The following is a 19,324-nucleotide window of genomic DNA, read 5'->3' on the forward strand; positions in this document are numbered from 1 at the left end:
CCGATGGTATGAACGATCGGCGCTGGTCACGTCGCCGGTGCTGGAGTATGGCCGTCCGAAAATCGCGAGGTCGAACCCTTTTCGCTGGCCGTGCCCCGGCCGTCGACGTTCCCGAATGGGCAACCCTCGATGTCCATTCCGGCGTCCGGTCGTCGGTATTTGCGGGAATGGACGATCGAATTTGCGCTGACGGGTGAACCCGGTTTGGGCGCACCGCCGGGCGCCGGTGGGGCATGATGCCCGGGTGACCGTGCGCCGAGTCGTCCCCGACCTCGCCAGCGCCTCCCTGGCCGAGGCGACCCGCTTCTACACCCGCGTGCTGGGCATGGAGGTGGTCATGGACCACGGTTGGATCGTGACCATGGCCCAACCGGACAACCCGGAGGTCCAACTGAGCCTGATGACCCACGACGCCACCGCCGGGGTCATCCCCGTGGCCTCCATCCAGGTCGACGACGTGGACGCCGCCTACCGCGAAGCCGTGGCCTCCGGCGCCGAGATCGTCCACCCGCTGACCGACGAGCCCTGGGGCGTCCGCCGCTTCTTCGTCCGCGACCCGGACGGCAACGTCGTCAACGTCCTCAGCCACTGACCACTCGGGCCACCTCGGGCTTGCCGGATCGGCAAGAAGGTTTGCGCTCGTCGCCGGGTGTGCCGCACGGTGGTCGCGGAGGTGGTCAAGGTGACCGAGTTCGAGGTCGTTGTGGTCGGCGGCGGCGCCGCGGGTCTGAGCGGGGCGTTGATGTTGGCGCGGGCCAGGCGCTCGGTGGTGGTCGTGGACGCGGGGGAGCCGCGGAACGCGCCCGCGTCCGGCGTGCACGGGTTGCTGGGATTCGACGGGATCGCACCCGGCGAGCTGCTGGCGCGCGGTCGCGCGGAGGTCCGGCGCTACGGCGGCCTGCTGGAGCGCGGGTTGGTGGAGAGCGCGGTCCGGGACGCCGACGGGTTCGCGGTCGGGTTGGCCGACGGGCGCGTGCTGCGGGCCCGTCGGCTGCTGGTGACCACCGGCCTGGTCGACGAGCTCCCCGACATCCCCGGTCTGCGCGCGCGGTGGGGGCGGGACGTGGTGCACTGCCCGTACTGCCACGGCTGGGAGATCCGCGACCAGGCGGTCGGCGTGCTCGCGACCGGTCCGATGTCGGCGCACCAGGCGCTGCTGTTCTCCCAGTGGTCCGGCGATGTCCGGTACTTCACCCGGGACCAGGCCCTGACCGACGAGCAGGCCCGGCAGTTGGCGGTCCGGGGAGTCCAGGTTGTCGAAGGCGAGGTTGCCGGTCTGGAGGTCGTCGGCGACCGGCTGACCGGTGTCCGGCTGGCGGACGGCACGGTCGTCGCGCGGGACGCCGTGGCCGTGGCGTCGCGGATGGTGGCGCGGGCCGGGTTCCTCGCCGGTCTCGGCCTGCGCGCCACCGAGCACCCGATGGGCGAGCGGGTGGCGGCCGACCAGGTCGGGCGCACGGCCGTGCCCGGGGTGTGGGTCGCGGGCAACGTCACCGACCCGTCCGCCCAGGTCGGCGCCGCCGCGGCGGCGGGCGCGCTGGCCGCCGCGCACCTCAACGCCGACCTGATCACCGCCGACCTGGTCGCGGCGGGCGTCGGCTGAGGCTCAGACCGTGCGCAGGACCGAGACGACCGTGCCGAGGATGACGGCGTTGTCACCGTCGATGACGTCGTACGCCGGGTTGCGCGGCTCCAGGTACACGTGGCCGCCGCGGCGGCGGTACACCTTGACCGTCGCCTCCTCGTCGATCATCGCCGCGACGATCTGCCCGGAGTGCGCCTCCGGGCCCTGCCGCACGACCACCATGTCGCCGTCGCAGATGGCCGCGTCGACCATCGAGTCGCCGCGCACCCGCAGCGCGAACACGGTGCCCCGGCCGGTCAGGTCCCTCGGCAGGGTCAGCACGTCGTCCACGTGCTCCTCCGCCGCGATCGGCACCCCCGCCGCGATGTCACCGACGACCGGCACGCTCACCGAGTCCCCGGACGACGGCTCGGCGGCCTGCCCGAGGAACCCCCGCACGTCGATCGGCCGGGCCACCCCGGCGCCGCGCCGCAGGAACCCCTTCTCCTCCAGGCTGGCCAGGTGCCTGCCCACGGCGGAGGCGGACAGCCCGACGGCCTCCGCGAGCTGCCGCGTGGTCGGGGAGTAGCCGTACTGCACGGCCCAGTCCCGGATGGCCACCAGGATCCCCTGCTGCCGCAACGGCAGCCCGGCCGCGTCCTCGAACTCCTCAGCGATCACCGCGCGATCCTACGGTGTCGTCACCGCCGGTCACCGGGCGCGTCGCGGTGTCCGAAGTGGAGGCTGCGTCGAGGAGCCGGTCCAGCACGTCGAAGTGGCGCTGGCCCGTCCACAGCTCGCGGTTGCCGATGACGTACAACCGGCGCTTGGCACGGCTGGCGGCCACGTTGAGCAGGTTGGGCTTGCTCGCGGCCCACCGCCGGGAGCCCGCGCGGCGCGGGTCGCTGCCGAGCACCAGGACCACGATGTCGGCCTGCTTGCCCTGGGCCACGTGGACGGTGCCCGCGACCAGCCCGGGGAAGCGGCGGGCCCGGGTGCGGACCTCGTCGGCCACCGCGAGGAACGGCGCGATGACCATGACCTGGCCCATGTCCACGCCCAGCTTGTCCAGCGCGGCCAGCACCTGGTCCAGCTTGGCGCCCTCCTCGGGCACCCAGTGCCCGGCCGACCGCTCCGCGCGCACGTCCAGCCACTTCGACTCGGGCAGGGTCGGGAACCGCTGCGCGTAGGCGGCGCCCCCGCGCGCGCCGGTGGCGTGGATCATGAAGCCGTCGTAGGCGATCTCGTTGGCGATGCCGAACATCGGCTCGTCGCAGCGGCGGTGCACGCTCAGCGGCGTGCCCACCCAGATCCGGCCGTCGTCGGTGGGCAGCGACGTGCCCATGGGCGTGAGCCGGTCGGCCAGCCGCTGCACCGAGGTGCGGCGGGTGAGCCACTGCTCGTCGACGCCGACCTCCCGCCGGATCGCCTGCTCGACCCGCAGCGGCACGGTCGTGATCGGCTCCAGTTGCAGCGGGTCGCCCACGATCACCGCGCGCCGCGCCCGCCACAGCGCGCCGACCACGCTCTGCGGTGTCGCCTGGCCCGCCTCGTCGACCAGCAGCCAGCCCAGCGACTCGCGGCCCAGGTGGCTGAACATCCGGGCGAACGACGAGAAGGTGGTCGACACCACCGGGACGACCAGGAACAGCGACTGCCACGCCGCCCGCGCCGCCGCCTCGTCCAGGTTCGACGGCGCGGTCCCGGACAGGATGTCCATCGCGCCCCGCAACGACTGCCGCAACTGCCGCGCGGTGTGGTGGATGAACACCTTGTGCAGCCGCAGCGCGGCCAGGAACAGCTCGGTGCGCGCCCGGTTCCACTCCGCGTCCGTCCACAGCGCGGTCAACTCGCGCCGCGACCGGTCGGTGAACCAGGTGGGGTCGGGGAAGTGCTTGCCGAGCAACTCGTGTCCCCGGGCCAGGACCGCGACCAAGGCGTTCAGCTTGTCGTCGGCGCGCCGCGCTTCCTCGTGGGCGGCGTGGGCGCTCGCGTCGGCGGTGGACGCCTCGTGGGAGAGGCGCCCGGCGGTGGTGCGCGCCGCGTGCAGTTCCCGCTCCGCCGTGGAGATCCCGCTCGCGAGGTGGTCGTCGCGCTCGCGCCAAGCGCGCGTGGCCTTGCCGAACGAGGTCAGCCAGGCCCAGAACCCGGGCTTGAAGCGGAGGTTCTCGGTGCGGTGGCGGGTCCGGGTCGCGTGCTCGCCGGTCCAGCCCCGCACGTGGCCGTCGGCCTCGGCGAACCGGGCCCGGGCGGCGTCCCGGGCCCGCGCGGCCCGGTCCGCCTCCTGGGCGCACCGCCGAGCGTGTTCCTCGGCCCGGGGCTTGGCGAGCAGCGTCCGGTGCAGTTCGTCCCGCTCGGCGCCCAGCGCCCGCGCCTTGGCCAGCGCTCGGTTGAACTCGACGATCGCGCCCGTCCACGAGGGCGGTGTGGATTTTTCGTAGTCCTTGAGGATCGCCATCAACCCGGAGCGGTCGTGCCGCGCCTTGCGGTCCCCGGTCGCGGGGCCGCGCGGCGGTGTGCGGAACCAGAACGCGTCGATGAACCGGGAGCGGTTGGCCTTGTTGCCCAGCCGCGCGGCCAGCAGCGCCCACGCGGTGTCCACCTCGTCGCCGCCCGGCTCGCCCGCCAGCAGCGCGGACCCGACGCCCGCGAAGTAGTCCACCGCGGCGGCGGGTGCCCGCCACCACTCGTCGATGGCGCCGCGGTCGGGGATCTCGTCGGTGACGTTCTCGACCGCGCCGTTGTTGGCCGACGCGACCACCACCTCGAACCCGGCCAGCTCCGGCCGCGGTCCGCGAACCCGCCGGACGTAGTCCTCGACCTTCCACACGTGCGCGTCATCGGTGAACGCGTCACCCGGCACGACCAACGCGGCCAGCGCGCGACCCCGTTCCACCAGCAGCCCCGCGATCAGGTCGCGCAGCATCGTCGTCTTGCCGGTGCCGGGCGGGCCGTTCACGGCCAGCACGGTCCGGTCCGTGCCGCGCGCGGCCAGCGCGTTGTTGACCGCGAGCTGCTGCCCGAGCGCCAGCGGGTGTTCCGGGTCGCTCGGCCACCGGCCCAGCGGCACCCGGTTCGGGGCGGCGGCTTCGAGCACCGCGTCCAACCGGTCCCGGACGTCCACGCGTCCGAGGACGTCCAGCTCGGCGTCGTGGCGCAGGTAGTCGCGCAGCCCGGAGCCCACGTTGGCCGCCCTGACCTCGTCGGCGACCGCGGTCAGGGCGGCGGAGATCATGCTGTTGACGAAGTCCGCGCCGTCGGTGTTGTTGGCGTTGCGCGCGGCCACGATCTGGCTGTGGACCCGGATCTCACCGCGCGGAACCGCGGTGCCCAGCCGCACGACGTCGTTGGCGAGGCGGAAGCAGGCGGCCAGCGCCCGCTCGTCGAGCACCTCCGTCAGCTCGTGCAGCGTGCCGTTCTCCCTGGCCTCCTGCACGGACTCGTCATCCGGGCCGAGCAACGCCTCGAACCGGCCCTGGAACTCGTCGTTCGCCACGTCGAACCCCGTGAGCCACCCGGGCTCGTCCGGTCCGGGGCTCACCACGCGGCTGGTCGCCCACGCGCAGCCGGAGAGCACCTGGGAGTCCAGCAGCGGTCGGCCCTCGGCGTTGACGGTGAACGCGGCGAGGGTGCCGTCGCCCGCCGGGCGCTGGTCGTAGCTGTCCTCGTCGGAGGGGAACACCTGGTGCAGCAGGTCGAACACCGACTTCAGCGGGTGCGCGCCGAGGTAGACCACGTGCCGCCAGGCCTGCTTCGGGCCGAGTTCCCGCCGCGCCAGCGGGTGCCCGGGCTCCCAGGGCAGCGGTTTGCCCGGCTCCACCGTGCACACCTGCTTGCGCGGGTCCGCCTTCGGCGCGGACTGCGGGCTGAACAGCTCGACCATGTTCCAGAACTCGACGACCCGCGCGCGGTCCTCCTCGGGGCCCCGGCTCGCGGTCGCGGTGTCCGGTCGGGCGGCGCGGGTCGGGAAGGTGACCGGGTGCACGACGTTCGCGTCGGCGAGCGCTTGGGCCAGCGGTCCGACCCGGCTGCTCTTCGGGCGCGGCGGGGGCGGGGCGAGGTCCGCGACGGTCGTCGGGTCGACCGCGCCGCCCATGAGGACGAGGTGGTTGGCGGTGTCGGTCGCCCGGCGGTGGGGTTCGGGCAGGCCGAGCCCGCGCAGGTGCTCGCGCACGTGTTCGTGGATGCCGTCCAGCGTCAGCGGTGTGGGGCTGGCGAAGGCGCGGAGCAGGGCGTCGGTGAACGCGGTCAGCCCGGCGTCGGGCGGGGCGAATGACGGCTCGGTGGCCGAGCTGGAGGTCAGGGTGTAGGTGCCGGTGACGTCCAGCTGGCCCGCCACCAGGGCGTCCGGGGCGGACATGGCGGCGATGGCGCGGCCGGAGAAGCAGCAGTCCAGGATCAGCACCCTGGCCCGGGCGCGGGCCTGGCCGAGGTCCTGCTTGATCCGCGAGATCGCGATGCCGGTGTAGCCGACGTTGGCCTGCTCGGTCTCGGACAGCGCCAGGTGCAGGCTGCCGTCGTCGTCGAGCAGACCGTGGCCGGAGTAGTAGACGAGCAGCACGTCCGCGGCCTCGGTGGCGGCGCGGCTGAGCGCGGTGCCGAAGCCCGCCATGGTCGCCGGGTGCGCGCCGTCGCCGACCACCAGGCAGTGCTCGGGCGCGAAAAGACCTGCCCCGGGTGCGGAAAGCGCTTTTCGCATTGCGGTGACGTTGCCCGCGACCGCCGGAATCGACGCCAGCTCGGTCGACCGGTATTCGCTCGCACCGATCAGCACGGCCCGCGACGCGCCGCGCTCCGGGAACCACCGCTCGGTCATCCGCCCACCTTCCCGGGGTGCGGCAGGCGGGTCCATCGGCAGGTCGGGCTCGTGATCAACACAGTCGGCATTATGCAGGTGGGACGGTTGGCCCGTGGCCGGAGGGCACAATGCGAATACTTCTCCGCACATCTGGAACAGTCGACGAACAATCCGCTGGGCCACTCGGGGCAATCGGTCGAACAAATGAGCGGTGCGGAGTCGGGAATCGGAGGGCGGTGTCCGTGAACGGGCGCGTGTCGGGGTTGGACCGCGGGGCGGCGCGCACTCGGACAAAGCGCCTGAACCGGCCGGGGGTGATCCCGTTCGGGGCGTGGTCCGGATCACCGGGCACCGGAAACCCCCTCCCCTCCAAGGCCGGTGTTCACTACTCTCCCCGGGGAAACCAGTCGCGAGTAGAGGGGAACGGGCCATGCGCCAGCACCGCGCCGTTGTTCCCGCCTCGCGCTTCGAGGTGATCCTCGTGTCTTCGCCGCGTCCGGTGTGTGCCGCGCGGCTGCACCGGTCGTAGCGCCGAACTCCCGTAGTCCCGGGTCGTTCGACGCCGGAATCGCGCTGTCCACGACTCCGGACCACCCTCGAAGGGTTCCACCATGCGCACCGACCTGGCCGCTGTTCGCAACCGCGGCATCCTCGCCCACGTGGACGCGGGCAAGACCACCGTCACCGAGCGGATCCTCTACGCCACCGGCACGACCCACAAGCGCGGTGAGGTCCACGACGGCACCACCGTCACCGACTTCGACTCGCAGGAGCGTGACCGCGGCATCACCATCTTCGCCGCCGCGGTGAGCTGCGCGTGGCGCGGGCACCGCGTCAACCTCATCGACACGCCCGGCCACGTCGATTTCGCCGACGAGGTCGAGCGGTCGCTGCGGGTGCTCGACGGCGCGGTCGCGGTGTTCGACGCCGTGGCCGGTGTCGAGCCGCAGAGCGAATCCGTGTGGCGGCAGGCGGATCGGCACGGTGTGCCGCGGATCGCGTTCGTCAACAAGCTCGACCGGCTCGGCGCCGACCTCGACACCGCGGTCGAGTCGATCCGGCGGCGGCTGCACCCGGTGCCGCTGGTCGTCCAGCTGCCCATCGGGCGGGAGGACGCTTTCACCGGCCTGGTCGACCTCGTCCACATGACGGCGTTGACCTGGGTGGACGACACCGTCCACGTGGGACGGATCCCGGACGACCTCGTGGCCGAGGCGCGGCGGCGGCGCGGCCTGCTCGACGAGGCCGTCGCCGAGTCGCACCCCGCCGCGCTGGAGGAGTTCTGCGCGACGGCGACGATCTCCGCCGGGACCATGGAGACCGCGCTGCGGGACCTGACCCGCAGTGGGGACGGACTCGTCGTGCTGTGTGGTTCGGCCTATCGCAACCGCGGTATCGAACCGCTGCTGGACGCGGTCGCCGCGTACCTGCCGTCGCCGCTGGACGTGCCGCCGGTTCGGGGCACGGTCGACGGCGTCGAGCGGGAGCGCCCGGCGGACCCGACCGCGCCGTTCGCGGCGCTGGTCTTCAAGGTCGTCGCGGCGCCGACGGGCCGGATGACGTACCTGCGCGTCTACTCGGGCACGCTGCGCAAGGGGGAGGAGGTGCGGGACGTGGGCGCCCGTCGGAACGAACGCGTCGCGCGGATCCTCCGGATCCAGGCCGACCGCCACTCCGAAGTGGACGAAGCCGTCGCCGGTGACATCGTCGCGGTGTCCGGGCCGAAGTCCGCCCGGGTCGGCGCGACGCTGTGCGCGCCGGGTGCCCCGCTGCTCCTCGAACCACCGGTCGCGGGCGACCCCGTGGTCGCCGTGTCCGTCGAACCGCGTCGGGCGGCCGACAGCGGCAAGGTCACCGCGGCCCTGGCCGCGCTGGTCGAGGAGGACCCGTCGCTGGTGCTGCGGACGGACCCGGAGACCGGGCAGACCGTGCTGTCCGGCCTCGGCGAGCTGCACCTGGAGGTGGCGGTGGAGAAGGTGCGCCGCGCCCGGGGGCTGGAGATCGCCGTCGGTCGGCCGAAGGTGGCCTACCGGGAGACCGTCGAGCGCGGTGTGACGGGCCTCCGTTACCGGCACGTCAAGCAGGACGGCGGCGCCGGCCAGTTCGCCCACGTCGTGCTCGACGTCGAGCCGCTGGCGCCCGGCGAGTTCGAGTTCCGGTCCACTGTGGTCGGTGGCGCCGTGCCGCGCGAGTTCGTGCGCGCGGCCGAGACGGGCTGCCGGGACGCGCTGGCCGACGGCCCGCTCGGCGGCCACCCGGTGACCGGCCTGCGGGTGACGCTCACCGACGGCGCCACCCACGTCAAGGACTCCTCGGAGTTGGCGTTCCGCGCCGCCGGTCGGTTCGGTCTGCGGGAGGCGCTGCGCGCGAGCGCGATGCGCTTGCTGGAGCCCGTGGTCGAGGTCGTGGTGACGGTCCCGGACGACGCCGTCGGCACGGTCCTCGGCGACCTCGCCGCCCGGCGCGGCAAGGTCGTGGCGTCGGCGGTCCGCGCGGGCACCGCGGTGGTCACGGCCACCGTCCCCCTGGCGGAGCTGTTCGGCTACGCGAACCGGCTCCGCGGCCGCACCCACGGCCGCGGCACCTTCACCACCCGCCCGACCGGCTACGCCCCCGTCCCCGACGCGGTCGTGGCCACGACGGTCTGACCCACGCGGATGGCCCCGCCCACCCGGGCAGGGCCATCCCCGCGGTCGGCCGGCCGACAACCTTGGTTGTGCGAATCCACCACCAACGCCGCTAGTGGGGGCACCCGTCCCGCCGGTTAGCTGGTGCCACGTGACACCGGAGCGAAGTGGGTAGTGGTGATCGAAGCGAGTGGGCTGTCCAAGAGGTACGGGTCGACGGTGGCCGTTGACAACCTGACCTTCACCGTGAAGCCGGGAATCGTGACGGGCTTCCTGGGCCCCAACGGGTCGGGCAAGTCCACCACCATGCGGATGGTCCTCGGCCTGGACACGCCGACCAAGGGCACCATCACCGTCGGTGGCAAGGATTACCGGTCGTTGTCCGCGCCGGTCCACGAGGTCGGCGCGCTGCTCGACGCCCGAGCCGTGCACGGCGGCCGGTCGGCGTACAACCACCTGCTGTGGGTGGCGCAGGCCGCGGGCCTCGGGCGGGACCGGGTGGAGCAGGTGCTCGGCGAGGTGGGGCTGGCGGAGGTGGCGGGCAAGCGGGTCGGCGGGTTCTCCCTCGGCATGCAGCAGCGCCTGGGGATCGCGACCGCGCTGCTCGGCGACCCGCCGACGCTGCTGTTCGACGAACCCCTCAACGGCCTCGACCCCGACGGCATCCGCTGGGTGCGCGAGCTGGTCAAGCGGCTGGCGGCCGAGGGGCGGACGGTGTTCGTCTCCAGCCACCTGATGAACGAGATGCAGCAGACCGCCGAGCACGTCGTCGTCATCGGGCGCGGCAAGCTCGTCGCCGACGCGCCGATCGCGGAGCTGACCAAGGCCAACGCCCGCAGCCACGTGCGCGTGGTGACGCCGAGCCCGGGCGACCTGGCGCGGGCGCTGACCCGCGGCGGCGCGACCGTGTCCACCGCGGCGGACGGCTCGCTCGTCGTCGTCGGCCTGGAGGCGGCCCGGATCGGGGACATCGCGCTGGAGCAGCGGATCGGCGTGCACGAACTCACCCCCAAACTCGCCAGCCTCGAGGCGGCGTTCATGGACCTGACCCACGACAGCGTCCAGTACCGCGCCACCGAGGACACCCACGACCGCGCCTTCGCCGGGAAACGGAGCGACACCGCATGACCACCGCACTCGACGCGCCCGCGACCGCGCCCTCGCTGCGGGAGACCACGCGGTCGGAGTGGACGAAGCTCCGGTCGGTGCGGTCCACCTGGCTGCTCCTGCTGATCGCCGCGGTGGTGGCGATCGGGCTGTCGTTGCTGTTCACCTTCGCCGCCACCACCACGTTCGACACCATGACGCCCGAGGCCAGGGCCCAGTTCGACGCCGCGGGCACCACCCGGGTCGGGGTCGACCTGAGCCTGATCCTGTTCGTGGTGTTCGGTTCGCTCGCCGCGTCGACGGAGTTCAGCAGCGGCATGGTGCGGCTGACCCTCACCGTCACCCCCAACCGCCTGCGGGTGGTGCTGGCCAAGGCCATCGTCGTCGCCCTGCCTTGCTACCTGGCGGGCGCGCTGTTCGCCACGGTCGCGTTCCTCGGCGGCCAGGCGATCATCCGGGGCGCCGACCCGACGCTGGCGCTGGACCTGGGCAGCCAGAACGTGGTGACCAGCCTGCTCAACTGGGGCAGCGAGGCCGCGGCGTTCGCGCTCATCGCCCTGTGCCTGACGCTCTTGCTGCGCAGCGCGGCGGGCGCCATCGCGGTGTCGATGGGCGTCATCTTCGGCCCGCTCCTGATCGGCGGTCTGCTGCCGCTGTGGGTCAAGCAGAACGTCCTGGCCTACCTGCCCGCCTCGGCGGCGGAGAACCTCACCAACGTCCGCCGCGACCCGACCGTCGCCACCTACCTCGACCCGCAACTGGCCAGCTGGGTACTCGGCGCGTGGATGCTCGCCTTCCTCGCCACCGCCTACCTGGTCCTGGGGAAGCGGGACTCCGGCTGACCCACAGGAGAGCAGCGCGGCGGGCACACCCCCACCCGCCCATCCCGGCGACGCCCGTCGCGCCACCCCCAGGGTGCGGCGGGCGTCGCGCTGCTCACGGCAGGGTCGACAAGATCTCCTTGGCGGCGCGCTGGTGGCCGCCCGCCGTCTGGCAGTGGGTGCTCATCGCCCGGACCCGCGCGGCTGTGGCCGGGTCGGTGGCGACGGTGAGGACCGCGTCGCGGATGGTTTCCGGGGTGAGGTCGTCGCGGGACAGCCGGGAACCCAAGCCGAGTTCCACGACCCGCTCGGCGTTGACCTCTTGTTCGCCGTGCTGGGGGACCACCACCATCGGGGTCGAGCAGGACAGCGACTCCATGATGGACCCCATGCCGCCGGGGCAGACGAACGCCGCCGCGTGCGCGAGGACGGCCGGGTGCGGCAGCCAGCGGTGCGCGGTGACGTTGGGGGGCAGGGGTTCCAGCTCCGCCGGGTCGGTGCCGCTGCCCAGCGTCAGCACCAGGTTCCACGGCAGCCCCTCGAACGCCCGCGCGCAGGCCCGGAAGAACGCGGGCTGGTCGTTGAACGACGAGGTGCCCAGCGACACCAGCAGCACCGGGTTGCCGTCGGCGGGCGGTGCCCAGCTCCCCGCGAGCCTGCGCGGGCCCAGGCAGGGGCCGACGAAGGTGTGGCGGTCGTCGAAGGTGTCGCCCGCGAACTGGAACTCCCGGGGCAGGAAGACCACCTTGCGATCCCGGGAGTCACTCAGGACCGCGCCCAGGTCCCCGACCACGCCCAACCGCGCGAGCACAGCCACCATGTCCACCTCGACCGGTTCCCCCGCCGACACGTGCGCGGCCACCCGGCCCGGCAGTGAGAAGTCCGCATTGGACACGAAACAGGGGCTCAATTGCACGGTGGGGCAGGGGAACAGGTGCGCCAGCACCCGCCCGGCGAGCCACATCGTCGCGTCGAACCCCAGGACGTCCGGCGGGTCGTCGGCCAGCCGCGCCAGGACCGGGCCGAGCGGGTCCCCGAAGTCGGTGACGCCGGTCAACGCGGCGGCCACGGCGTGCGCGTCCGCCGGGCCCTCGTACTCGACCGTGGCCGCGCCCGCGTCGGCCAGCATCGGGGCGAACCCCGTCCCGCAGGCCGCGGTCACCCGCACGCCTTGGGCGACGAGTTCCCCGACCACGTCCAGCAGTGGCGTGACGTGCCCGTACCCGGGGACGGTGGCGAGCACGACGTGCGGGATTGTCATGCCAGGAGCACACACGATGACCTTGTGAGGGATTTCCTAGACCTCCCGCCCGGCCCCGGCCACCCCGACCGCGCGGGGCACACGATGCACTTGTGGTCACACCAACCCGTGCGCCCAAACACGTCGTGTTCCTGCCGTACCCGTCGGCCGGGCACGTCACGCCGACGCTCGCCGTCGCCGAGGAGCTGATCCGCCGCGGCCACCGGGTGACCTACGCGGTGACCCCCGCCGTGGCCGCGACGGCGGCGGGGACCGGCGCGGCGGTGATCGAGTACGACACCGCGCTGATGTCGACGGTCACCCCGCCCGCCAAGTGGTCCGACGACGAGGTGGGCCGCGCGTTCCTCCAGTACGTCTCCGAGATCATCGGCACGACCGCCGCCATCGAGCGGCAGCTCGCGGACCGCGCCGACGCCATCGCCTACGACTCCACGGTCTGGGCGCCCGGCCGCGTGCTCGGCCGCAAGTGGGGTGTGCCGACCTGCCAGCTCCTGCCCGTCTTCGCCTCCAACGAGACCTACTCGCTCATGCGCGCCCAGGTCGACCACGCGGGCCACCCCGAACTCGCCGCCGACCACCCGGCTGTCCTCGCCTTCGGCGAGCTGATGCGCCGGTTCCTCGCCGACAACGGCCTCGACCCGGACGACGCCGACGAGATCACCACCGGGAAGGGTGAGCGGAGCCTGGTCTTCCTGCCCCGCTCCCTCCAGCCGCACGGCGACACCTTCGGCCCGGACCACCTCTTCGTCGGCCCCTGCCCCCGGCCCGGCCGCGCGCCCACCTGGGCCCCGCCCGGCGACGGCCGACCGGTCGCGTTCGTCTCGCTCGGCACCGTGGTCAACGACCAGCCGGAGTTCTTCCGCGTCTGCGCCGACGCCCTGGGCGACCTGCCGTGGCACGTCGTCCTCGCGACCGGCGACGCGGAGGTCCCGCCGCTGCCCGCGAACTTCGAGGCGCACCCCTGGGTCCCCTACGACGACGTCCTCCCGCACGCCGATGTCTTCGTGACGCAGGCGGGCATGGGCGGGATCCTCGCCGCGGGCCGCCACGCCACGCCGCTGGTCGTCGCCCCGTTCCAGCCGGAGCAGCGGATCAACGCGGCCCGCCTCGTGGAGCTGGGACTCGGGCGGCGCGTCGACCCGAGCGGCCTCACCGCCGCCGACCTCCGCGACGCCGTGCGCGCGGCGGTGGCCGGCGGGCGGGCTCATTTGGGGGCCTTCCGAGCTGACATCGCCGCAGCGGGGGGCGCGCCGAGGGCCGCGGACTTCCTCGAGTCCGGCCTCGACGACACCGCCATCGACCTGCCACGACGCCGTGCCTGTCCCTTCGACCCGCCCACCGGCTACCGCGATCTCGCCGCGGAGCGGCCCAGGCGGTTGAGCTTCCCCGGTGGCGGTGAGGGCTGGTTGGTCACCCGGTACGAACACGCCAAGGCCGTGCTCTCCGACGCGCGGTTCAGCCACCGCAGCGAACTCCTCGCGTCGCCGCTGCCCCCACCGTTCGAACTCCCGCCCGGCGACCACCGTCCGCCTGCCGCCGAACCGGGCGCGTTCAACAAGATGGACCCGCCTGACCACACGCACTACCGGCGGGTGATCGGTCACCTGTTCAGCCCGCGCGCCGCGACGGACCTGCGTCCCGCCATCGAGGCCGTCGCCAGTGAACTCCTCGATGCCATGGCCGTCCAGGGGGCCGCCGACCTGGTGCGTGACTTCGCCCGTCCGCTGCCCGCCCGGGTCATCTTCGACCTGCTCGGCGTGCCGGTCGAGATCCGGGATCCGTTGCAGGACAACCTCGACACCATCATGCGCCTCCAGATGACTCTTGAGGAACTCATCGACGCGGTGACCGTCGTGGGCCAGCTCCTTGATGACATGGTCGCGAACGGACTGTCGACTGGAGCGCTCGCGGACCTGGCTGCCCGGGGCGACCTCAGCGCGGTCGAACTCCGCAACCTGGCCTGGGCGCTGCTCGGCGGCGGCACCGACACGACGTCCAACATGATCTCGCTCGGCACGTTCGCCCTATTGGTGGATCCGGCTCGGCGCGCGGGCTTGTTGTCCGATGTGGACAATACGGTGGAAGAACTGTTGCGGTACCTCACGATCTCCCAGTTCGGCGCCAGCCGGTGCGCGCTGGAGGACGTCCAGGTCGGCGGGGTCCTCGTGCGAGCGGGGGAGACCGTGGTGGTGTCGCTGCCCGCCGCCAACCGCGACGCGGCGCGCTTCCCCGAGCCGGACCGCCTCGACCTCGCGCGGGACGTGCGGGGTCACCTGGCGTTCGGGCACGGCGTGCACAAGTGCGTCGGCCAGTACCTGGCCCGCGAAACGCTGCGCGTCGCGTACCCGGCGCTGTTCACCCGGTTCCCCGATCTGCGCCTGGCCGTCGAGCCGGAGGAGTTGCGATTGCGCGACGACATGGACCACTACGGCGTGCACGAGATGCCGGTGACCTGGTGACGCGGCACCTGGGGGACCGCGGCTCGCCCATCGCGACCGCGTTGCGCGCCGGTCGGGGTTCGACGCTGGGGTTGGTGCTGGTGAGCGCGGTCAACACCGCGGTGATCATCGCCGTGCCCGCGCTGCTGGGCGCCGCGATCGACGCGGCGCTCGAGCGCGGCCCGGGTGATCGGCTCGTCCTCGTGGTCGTCGGGCTGCTGGTGGTGGGCCTGATCGCGGAGAGCCTGACCGAGGTCGCGGACTTCTCCGCCCGCACCCGCGCCCTGCGGCACCTGCGGCTCGGCCTGCTGGGCCACGTGTTCACCCTCGGTTTCCGCGGCCAGCGCGGGTTCACCCAGGGCGACCTGCTCAACCGGCTGACCGACTCGACCGACCAGACCGCCCAGTCGGCCAACCTGGTCACCCGCGTCCTCGTGCCGCTGCTGACCTCGCTCGGTGGCATCGTCGCGCTGTTCGTCATCGACTTCCGCATCGGTCTGGCGTTCCTGCTGCTGGGCCCGGTGTTCGTGCTGCTGACCCTGCGCCACATCAAGCGGATCACCACCCTCAGCGCCGAGGCCGCCGTCGCCCAGGCGGACGTCGCGACCCGGCTCACCGACGCGATCCGGGGCCTGCGCACCATCCGCGCGAGCGGCACGGTCGACCAGGAGACCGAGCGCGTCCTGACGCCCGCCCGCGACCTGCGCGGGCTGTCGCTGAGCATCTGGCGGCGGCAGCGGCGGGTCAGTTGGGAGACGGCGATCCTGGCGCCGCTGCTGCAGGTCTCGGTGCTGGCGGTCGCCGGGTGGGGTGTGCTCGCGCACCGGATCGGGGTGGGCGAGATGCTGGCCGCGTCCGCGTACCTCGCGCACGCCATGGGCATCTTCGCCCAGGCCGGGAGCGCCCGGGAGATCGGCCAACTGCGCGCCGCGGCCCAACGGCTGCGCGCGGTCGCCGACGCGCCGGGCCTACCGGGCGGGACGCGCCCGCTCCCGGACGGCCGGGGCGCGCTCGGTTTCCGGGGAGTCGGCGCGCGGGTCGGCGGGCGGTCGATCCTGCGGGACGTCACCTTCGAGATCCCACCGGGCAGCACGGTCGCGGTCGTCGGGGAATCCGGCGTCGGCAAGACAACCCTGACCGCGCTGGCGGGCGGCCTCCTCGCCCCCGACACCGGCACCGTGACCCTCGACGGCGCCCCGATCGGCGACCTACGCCAGTCCGACCTCCGACGTGCCGTGGTTTACGCCTTCGAACGCCCGAACCTGCTCGGCCTGACCATCGCCGACGCCCTGCGCTACGGCGACCCCGACGTGCCGGACGCCCGGCTGCGGGCGGCACTGCGCTCGGCCGGTGCCGAGGAGTTCGTCGCCCGCCTACCCGCCGGCGTCGACACCCCACTCGACGGCCTGCGCCTATCCGGCGGCGAGGTGCAACGCCTGGGCCTGGCCCGAGCCGCCTGCCGATCCGCCCGCCTGATCGTCATGGACGACGCCCTGTCCAGTGTGGACACCGCGACCGAGGCGGCGATCAGCGCGGCCCTGCACGTAGCCGCCCGAGGCTGCACCCGCCTCCTCATCGCACACCGTGTGGCCACCGCTGCCCGCGCGGACTTCGTGGTGTGGCTGCACGCGGGCACGGTCGCGGGCATCGGAACCCACCGCGAGCTGCTGAACGACCCGTTGTACCGCGCGGTGTTCGCGGTGCGCGAGCACCCCGCCCCAGCCGAGACAGGGGGCTGAGTCGTGGACACCGTGATCGCTCTGCGTCCGGCCACCGGTTGGCGGCTGTTGGCCGAGACCGCCCACCGGCACCGGCGTGACCTGGTTCGGTTGCTGCTGTGGTCGCTGCTCGAAGCCGGGCCGACGCTCGTCTCCGGTGCGCTGGTCGCGGCGGCGCTCGACCGCGGGTTCCTCGCGGGTGACCTCGCCACCGGCCTCCTCCTGCTCTGCGGTTACGCCGCGACCGTCGTGCTCGGCGGCCTCGGTGCCCGCCAGGCCGTGCTGCCGCTCGCCGGGATCGTCGAGTCCCTGCGCTACGACCTGGTCGAGCGCACGGTGCGGGCAACCCTGGCGCGCGGTGTCGTGCCGGGGGAGTCGGTCGACGGTCGCAGTGTCGAGGGGGTCACCAAGCACACCGAGGTGCTGCGGATGCTGCTGTCCCAGTTGCTGACCGTGCTGCGGACGGCCGTGTTCTCGCTCGTCTTCGTCATCGCGGGGTTGTTCTGGTTGGCTCCGCCGGTTGCCTGGGTGTCGGTGGCGGCGACCGTGGTCGTCATCGTGGTGTTGGCCACCACCGCGAGCGGGTGGCAGAGCCGGGTCCGGGAGGCCTTGTTGGCCGAGGAGCGGTTGTCCGGCACCGCGAGCGCGACCCTGCTGGGGCTGCGGGACGTGGTGGCCGTCGGGGCCGCCGAGCGGGCGACTGCCGACCTGACCGCCGACATCGACCACCACGCCCGCGCGGTCAACCGAGTCGGTCGGGTGGTCGCGGGCCGGGTCGCGGTCCTCGCCCTGGGTGCCCGGCTGCCGTTGGTCGCGCTGCTCCTCACCGCCCCCGCCGCCGTGTCCTCCGGCGTCCTGACGCCGGGCGAGCTGCTCGGCGCGGCGACCTACCTGGTCGGCAGCCTCGACCCGGCACTGCGGGCGATCGTCCGCGTCGTCGGCGACATCGGGTTGCAGATCGGCGTGTTGCTGGCCCGCATCCAGGAATACGCCCGCCCCCCGGCCCACCCGGAGCCGGCGCCCACCGCGACCACGACCGGTGGTCGGCTGGTGCTGCGCGACGTCGAGTTCGCCTACGGCGCCTCGGCGGAGAAGATCCTCGACGGGGTGGACCTGGCGATCGCCGCGGGGGAGCGCCTGGTCATCGTGGGGCCCAGTGGCGCCGGGAAGTCCACGATGGCCAACCTGTTGGCCGGGCTCGACCGCCCATCGCGGGGCACGGTCACCCTCGACGGCGTGCCGGTCGCGGACCTCGACCGGACCTGGCCGCACCGGGCCATCACCCTGCTGCCCCAGGAGGCGTACGTGTTCTCCGGCTCGGTGCGGGAGAACCTGGCCTACCTCAACCCGGGCGTCACCGACGCCGAACTGGCGCGGGCCTGCGCGGCCGTCGGCGCCGATGAGCTGGTCGAGGCGCGCGGCGGGCTCGACGGGCGGATCGACGCGCCGAACGAGCTGTCCGAGGGGCAGAAGCAGCTGGTCACCCTGGTCCGCGCGTACGTGTCCCCCTCACGGGTCGTCGTGTTGGACGAGGCGACCTGCCACCTGCACCCCGAACGCGAGCGCCGCGCGGAGGACGCCTTCGCCGCCACCGGCCGCACGGTCGTGATCATCGCCCACCGGATGAGCTCCGCGATGCGCGCGGACCGGGTGGTGCTGCTGCACGCAGGCTCCCCGGACGTCGGCACCCACCAGGAACTGCGCTCGACCTCCCCGCTCTACGCCGACCTCGTCGGCTACTGGCACGAGAGCTGAGACCCGAGGATGGCATGAGATGAGCCCTGGTCACGTCCTGTTCCTGCCCCTGCCCGCCTACGGGCACGTGATGCCCACCCTGGCCGTGGTCGCCGAACTGGTGGCGCGCGGCCACCGGGTCACCTTCGCCACCACTGCGGAGTTCGCCCCGGCCGTGGTGGCCGCGGGCGCGGAACCGTTGCTGTACGAGTCGGAACTGGCGGGCAAGGCCCAACCCGAGCGGTTCACCACCGACTACGTCTCCCGCGAGCCCCTGCGCTGCATCACGGAGAACATCGTGACCACGCGGCTGTTCGACAAGAGCCTGCCGGAACCGCCGGACGTGTACGTGTACGACGTCAGCACCTTCCCCGCCGGTCGGGCGCTGGCGCAGAAGCACGGCGCCCGCGCCATCCAGCTGTTCCCGGTGTTCGCCTCCAACGAGCGGTTCGTGTTCGGCCACCTGCAGGCCGCGGAACTGGACGAGCCGATCTCGGCCGAGCACCCGGCCATCGTGGACTTCCTGGCCAAGGTGGCGGAGTTCATCGACGAACACGGCCTGGGGGTCAGCGTCGAGCGGTTCCTGACCCCGTGCGACGCGACGAACCTGGTGTTCATGCCCCGGGAGTTCCAGATCAACGCGGCGGACTTCGACGCCCGGCACACGTTCGTCGGGCCGTGCCTGAACCCGTCGTCGGACGTGTCGTGGGAGCCCCCGGCCGACGGTCGGCCGGTCGTGCTGATCTCGCTGGGCACGACGTTCAACCGGAACCCGGAGTTCTTCCGCCGTTGCGCGGAGGCCTTCGCGGACCTGCCCTGGCACGTGGTGCTGACGCTGGGATCCCGGGTGGCGGTGGCGGAGCTGGGCGAACTTCCGTCCAATGTGGAGGCTCACCGGTGGCTGCCGCACGCGGCCGTGCTGCCGCACGCCTCGGTGTTCGTGTGCCACGCGGGCATGGGGACGATGATGGAGGCGCTGGCGTTCGGCGTGCCGCTGGTACTGGTGCCGCCGGACGTGACCGAGCACCGGATCAACGCCCGCCGGGCCGCGGAACTGGGCCTGGGTCGCTCGGTGGACGCGTCCGCTCCGGGGGTGCGGGACGCCGTGCTCGCGGTGGCGGCCGACAGCGCGATCCGCGAACACGTGAACCGGATGCGCGACGTACTGTCCGCTTTGGACGGACCGGCGGTCGCGGCGGACGTGGTCGCGGGCGTGCTCCAGCCGTAATTCGCTTGCGGGGTGCCCCGGCCGTCGA

At 73.2% G+C, this 19,324-nt stretch carries 12 protein-coding genes; 9 read left to right on the top strand and 3 right to left on the bottom strand.

Annotated elements, in window-relative coordinates; translation table 11 throughout:
* Positions 1–244: 244 nt before the first annotated feature.
* Positions 245–592, top strand: a complete 348-nt coding sequence (locus tag CLV40_RS02370; protein ID WP_104476395.1) for a VOC family protein — start codon at positions 245–247, stop codon at positions 590–592.
* 81 nt (positions 593–673) lie between these two features.
* Positions 674–1,603, top strand: coding sequence for an NAD(P)/FAD-dependent oxidoreductase (locus CLV40_RS02375; protein ID WP_374066505.1), 930 nt, complete (start codon positions 674–676; stop codon positions 1,601–1,603).
* Between the two features lie 3 nt (positions 1,604–1,606).
* Here the strand turns inward: CLV40_RS02375 and lexA are convergent, their stop codons facing one another.
* Both lexA and CLV40_RS02385 read right to left on the bottom strand, forming a co-directional pair.
* Positions 1,607–2,245 (bottom strand): transcriptional repressor LexA, encoded by a 639-nt coding sequence (lexA, locus tag CLV40_RS02380; RefSeq protein ID WP_104476397.1) that lies wholly within the window; start codon positions 2,243–2,245, stop codon positions 1,607–1,609.
* Positions 2,235–6,380: a caspase, EACC1-associated type gene (locus tag CLV40_RS02385; protein ID WP_104476399.1), complete on the bottom strand. Its 4,146-nt coding sequence runs from the start codon at positions 6,378–6,380 to the stop codon at positions 2,235–2,237. The genes lexA and CLV40_RS02385 overlap by 11 nt, the downstream gene beginning before the upstream one ends.
* A 593-nt stretch (positions 6,381–6,973) precedes the next feature.
* Between CLV40_RS02385 and fusA the strand changes: the two genes are divergently transcribed.
* The 3 genes from fusA to CLV40_RS02400 all read left to right on the top strand — a co-directional run bounded on the left by fusA (position 6,974) and on the right by CLV40_RS02400 (position 10,938).
* On the top strand, positions 6,974–9,010 hold the full coding sequence (fusA, locus tag CLV40_RS02390) for an elongation factor G (RefSeq protein ID WP_104476401.1): 2,037 nt from the start codon (positions 6,974–6,976) through the stop codon (positions 9,008–9,010).
* 156 nt (positions 9,011–9,166) lie between these two features.
* Complete coding sequence (locus CLV40_RS02395) at positions 9,167–10,117, top strand: ABC transporter ATP-binding protein (RefSeq protein ID WP_104476778.1); 951 nt, start codon at positions 9,167–9,169, stop codon at positions 10,115–10,117.
* Entirely contained in the window at positions 10,114–10,938 is an 825-nt protein-coding gene (locus tag CLV40_RS02400; RefSeq protein ID WP_104476403.1) for an ABC transporter permease, read from the top strand. Before CLV40_RS02395 ends, CLV40_RS02400 begins: the two co-directional genes overlap by 4 nt.
* A gap of 94 nt (positions 10,939–11,032) precedes the next feature.
* Here CLV40_RS02400 and CLV40_RS02405 read toward each other — a convergent pair whose 3' ends face one another.
* The gene (locus CLV40_RS02405) at positions 11,033–12,178 is read right to left on the bottom strand and encodes a macrolide family glycosyltransferase (RefSeq protein WP_104476405.1); all 1,146 of its coding nucleotides are present in this window, start codon (positions 12,176–12,178) and stop codon (positions 11,033–11,035) included.
* Positions 12,179–12,270: 92 nt separating this feature from the next.
* On the opposite strand from CLV40_RS02405, the gene CLV40_RS02410 reads away from it, so the two are divergent.
* The 4 genes from CLV40_RS02410 to CLV40_RS02430 are packed head-to-tail and all read left to right on the top strand — an operon-like array spanning position 12,271 to position 19,296.
* Positions 12,271–14,637 (top strand): macrolide family glycosyltransferase, encoded by a 2,367-nt coding sequence (locus CLV40_RS02410; protein WP_104476407.1) that lies wholly within the window; start codon positions 12,271–12,273, stop codon positions 14,635–14,637.
* Entirely contained in the window at positions 14,634–16,355 is a 1,722-nt protein-coding gene (locus CLV40_RS37015) for an ABC transporter ATP-binding protein (RefSeq protein WP_181043277.1), read from the top strand. The genes CLV40_RS02410 and CLV40_RS37015 overlap by 4 nt, the downstream gene beginning before the upstream one ends.
* Positions 16,356–16,358: 3 nt before the next feature.
* Positions 16,359–18,089 carry an ABC transporter ATP-binding protein gene (locus tag CLV40_RS02425; protein WP_104476411.1) on the top strand — a complete coding sequence of 577 codons (1,731 nt, stop codon included), beginning with the start codon at positions 16,359–16,361 and terminating at the stop codon, positions 18,087–18,089.
* 19 nt (positions 18,090–18,108) lie between these two features.
* Positions 18,109–19,296, top strand: a complete 1,188-nt coding sequence (locus CLV40_RS02430; RefSeq protein ID WP_104476413.1) for a macrolide family glycosyltransferase — start codon at positions 18,109–18,111, stop codon at positions 19,294–19,296.
* Positions 19,297–19,324: the final 28 nt, after the last annotated feature.

The organism is Actinokineospora auranticolor (assembly GCF_002934265.1).
In the GTDB taxonomy this organism is placed as follows: Bacteria; Actinomycetota; Actinomycetes; order Mycobacteriales; family Pseudonocardiaceae; genus Actinokineospora; species Actinokineospora auranticolor.

Coding starts and splice junctions, on each gene's coding strand:
- fusA (WP_104476401.1), top strand. CDS start 6,974: ATGCGCACCGACCTGGCCGCTGTTCGCAACCGCGGCATCCTCGCCCAC.
- CLV40_RS02430 (WP_104476413.1), top strand. CDS start 18,109: ATGAGCCCTGGTCACGTCCTGTTCCTGCCCCTGCCCGCCTACGGGCAC.
- CLV40_RS02400 (WP_104476403.1), top strand. CDS start 10,114: ATGACCACCGCACTCGACGCGCCCGCGACCGCGCCCTCGCTGCGGGAG.
- CLV40_RS02385 (WP_104476399.1), bottom strand. CDS start 6,380: ATGACCGAGCGGTGGTTCCCGGAGCGCGGCGCGTCGCGGGCCGTGCTG.
- CLV40_RS02405 (WP_104476405.1), bottom strand. CDS start 12,178: ATGACAATCCCGCACGTCGTGCTCGCCACCGTCCCCGGGTACGGGCAC.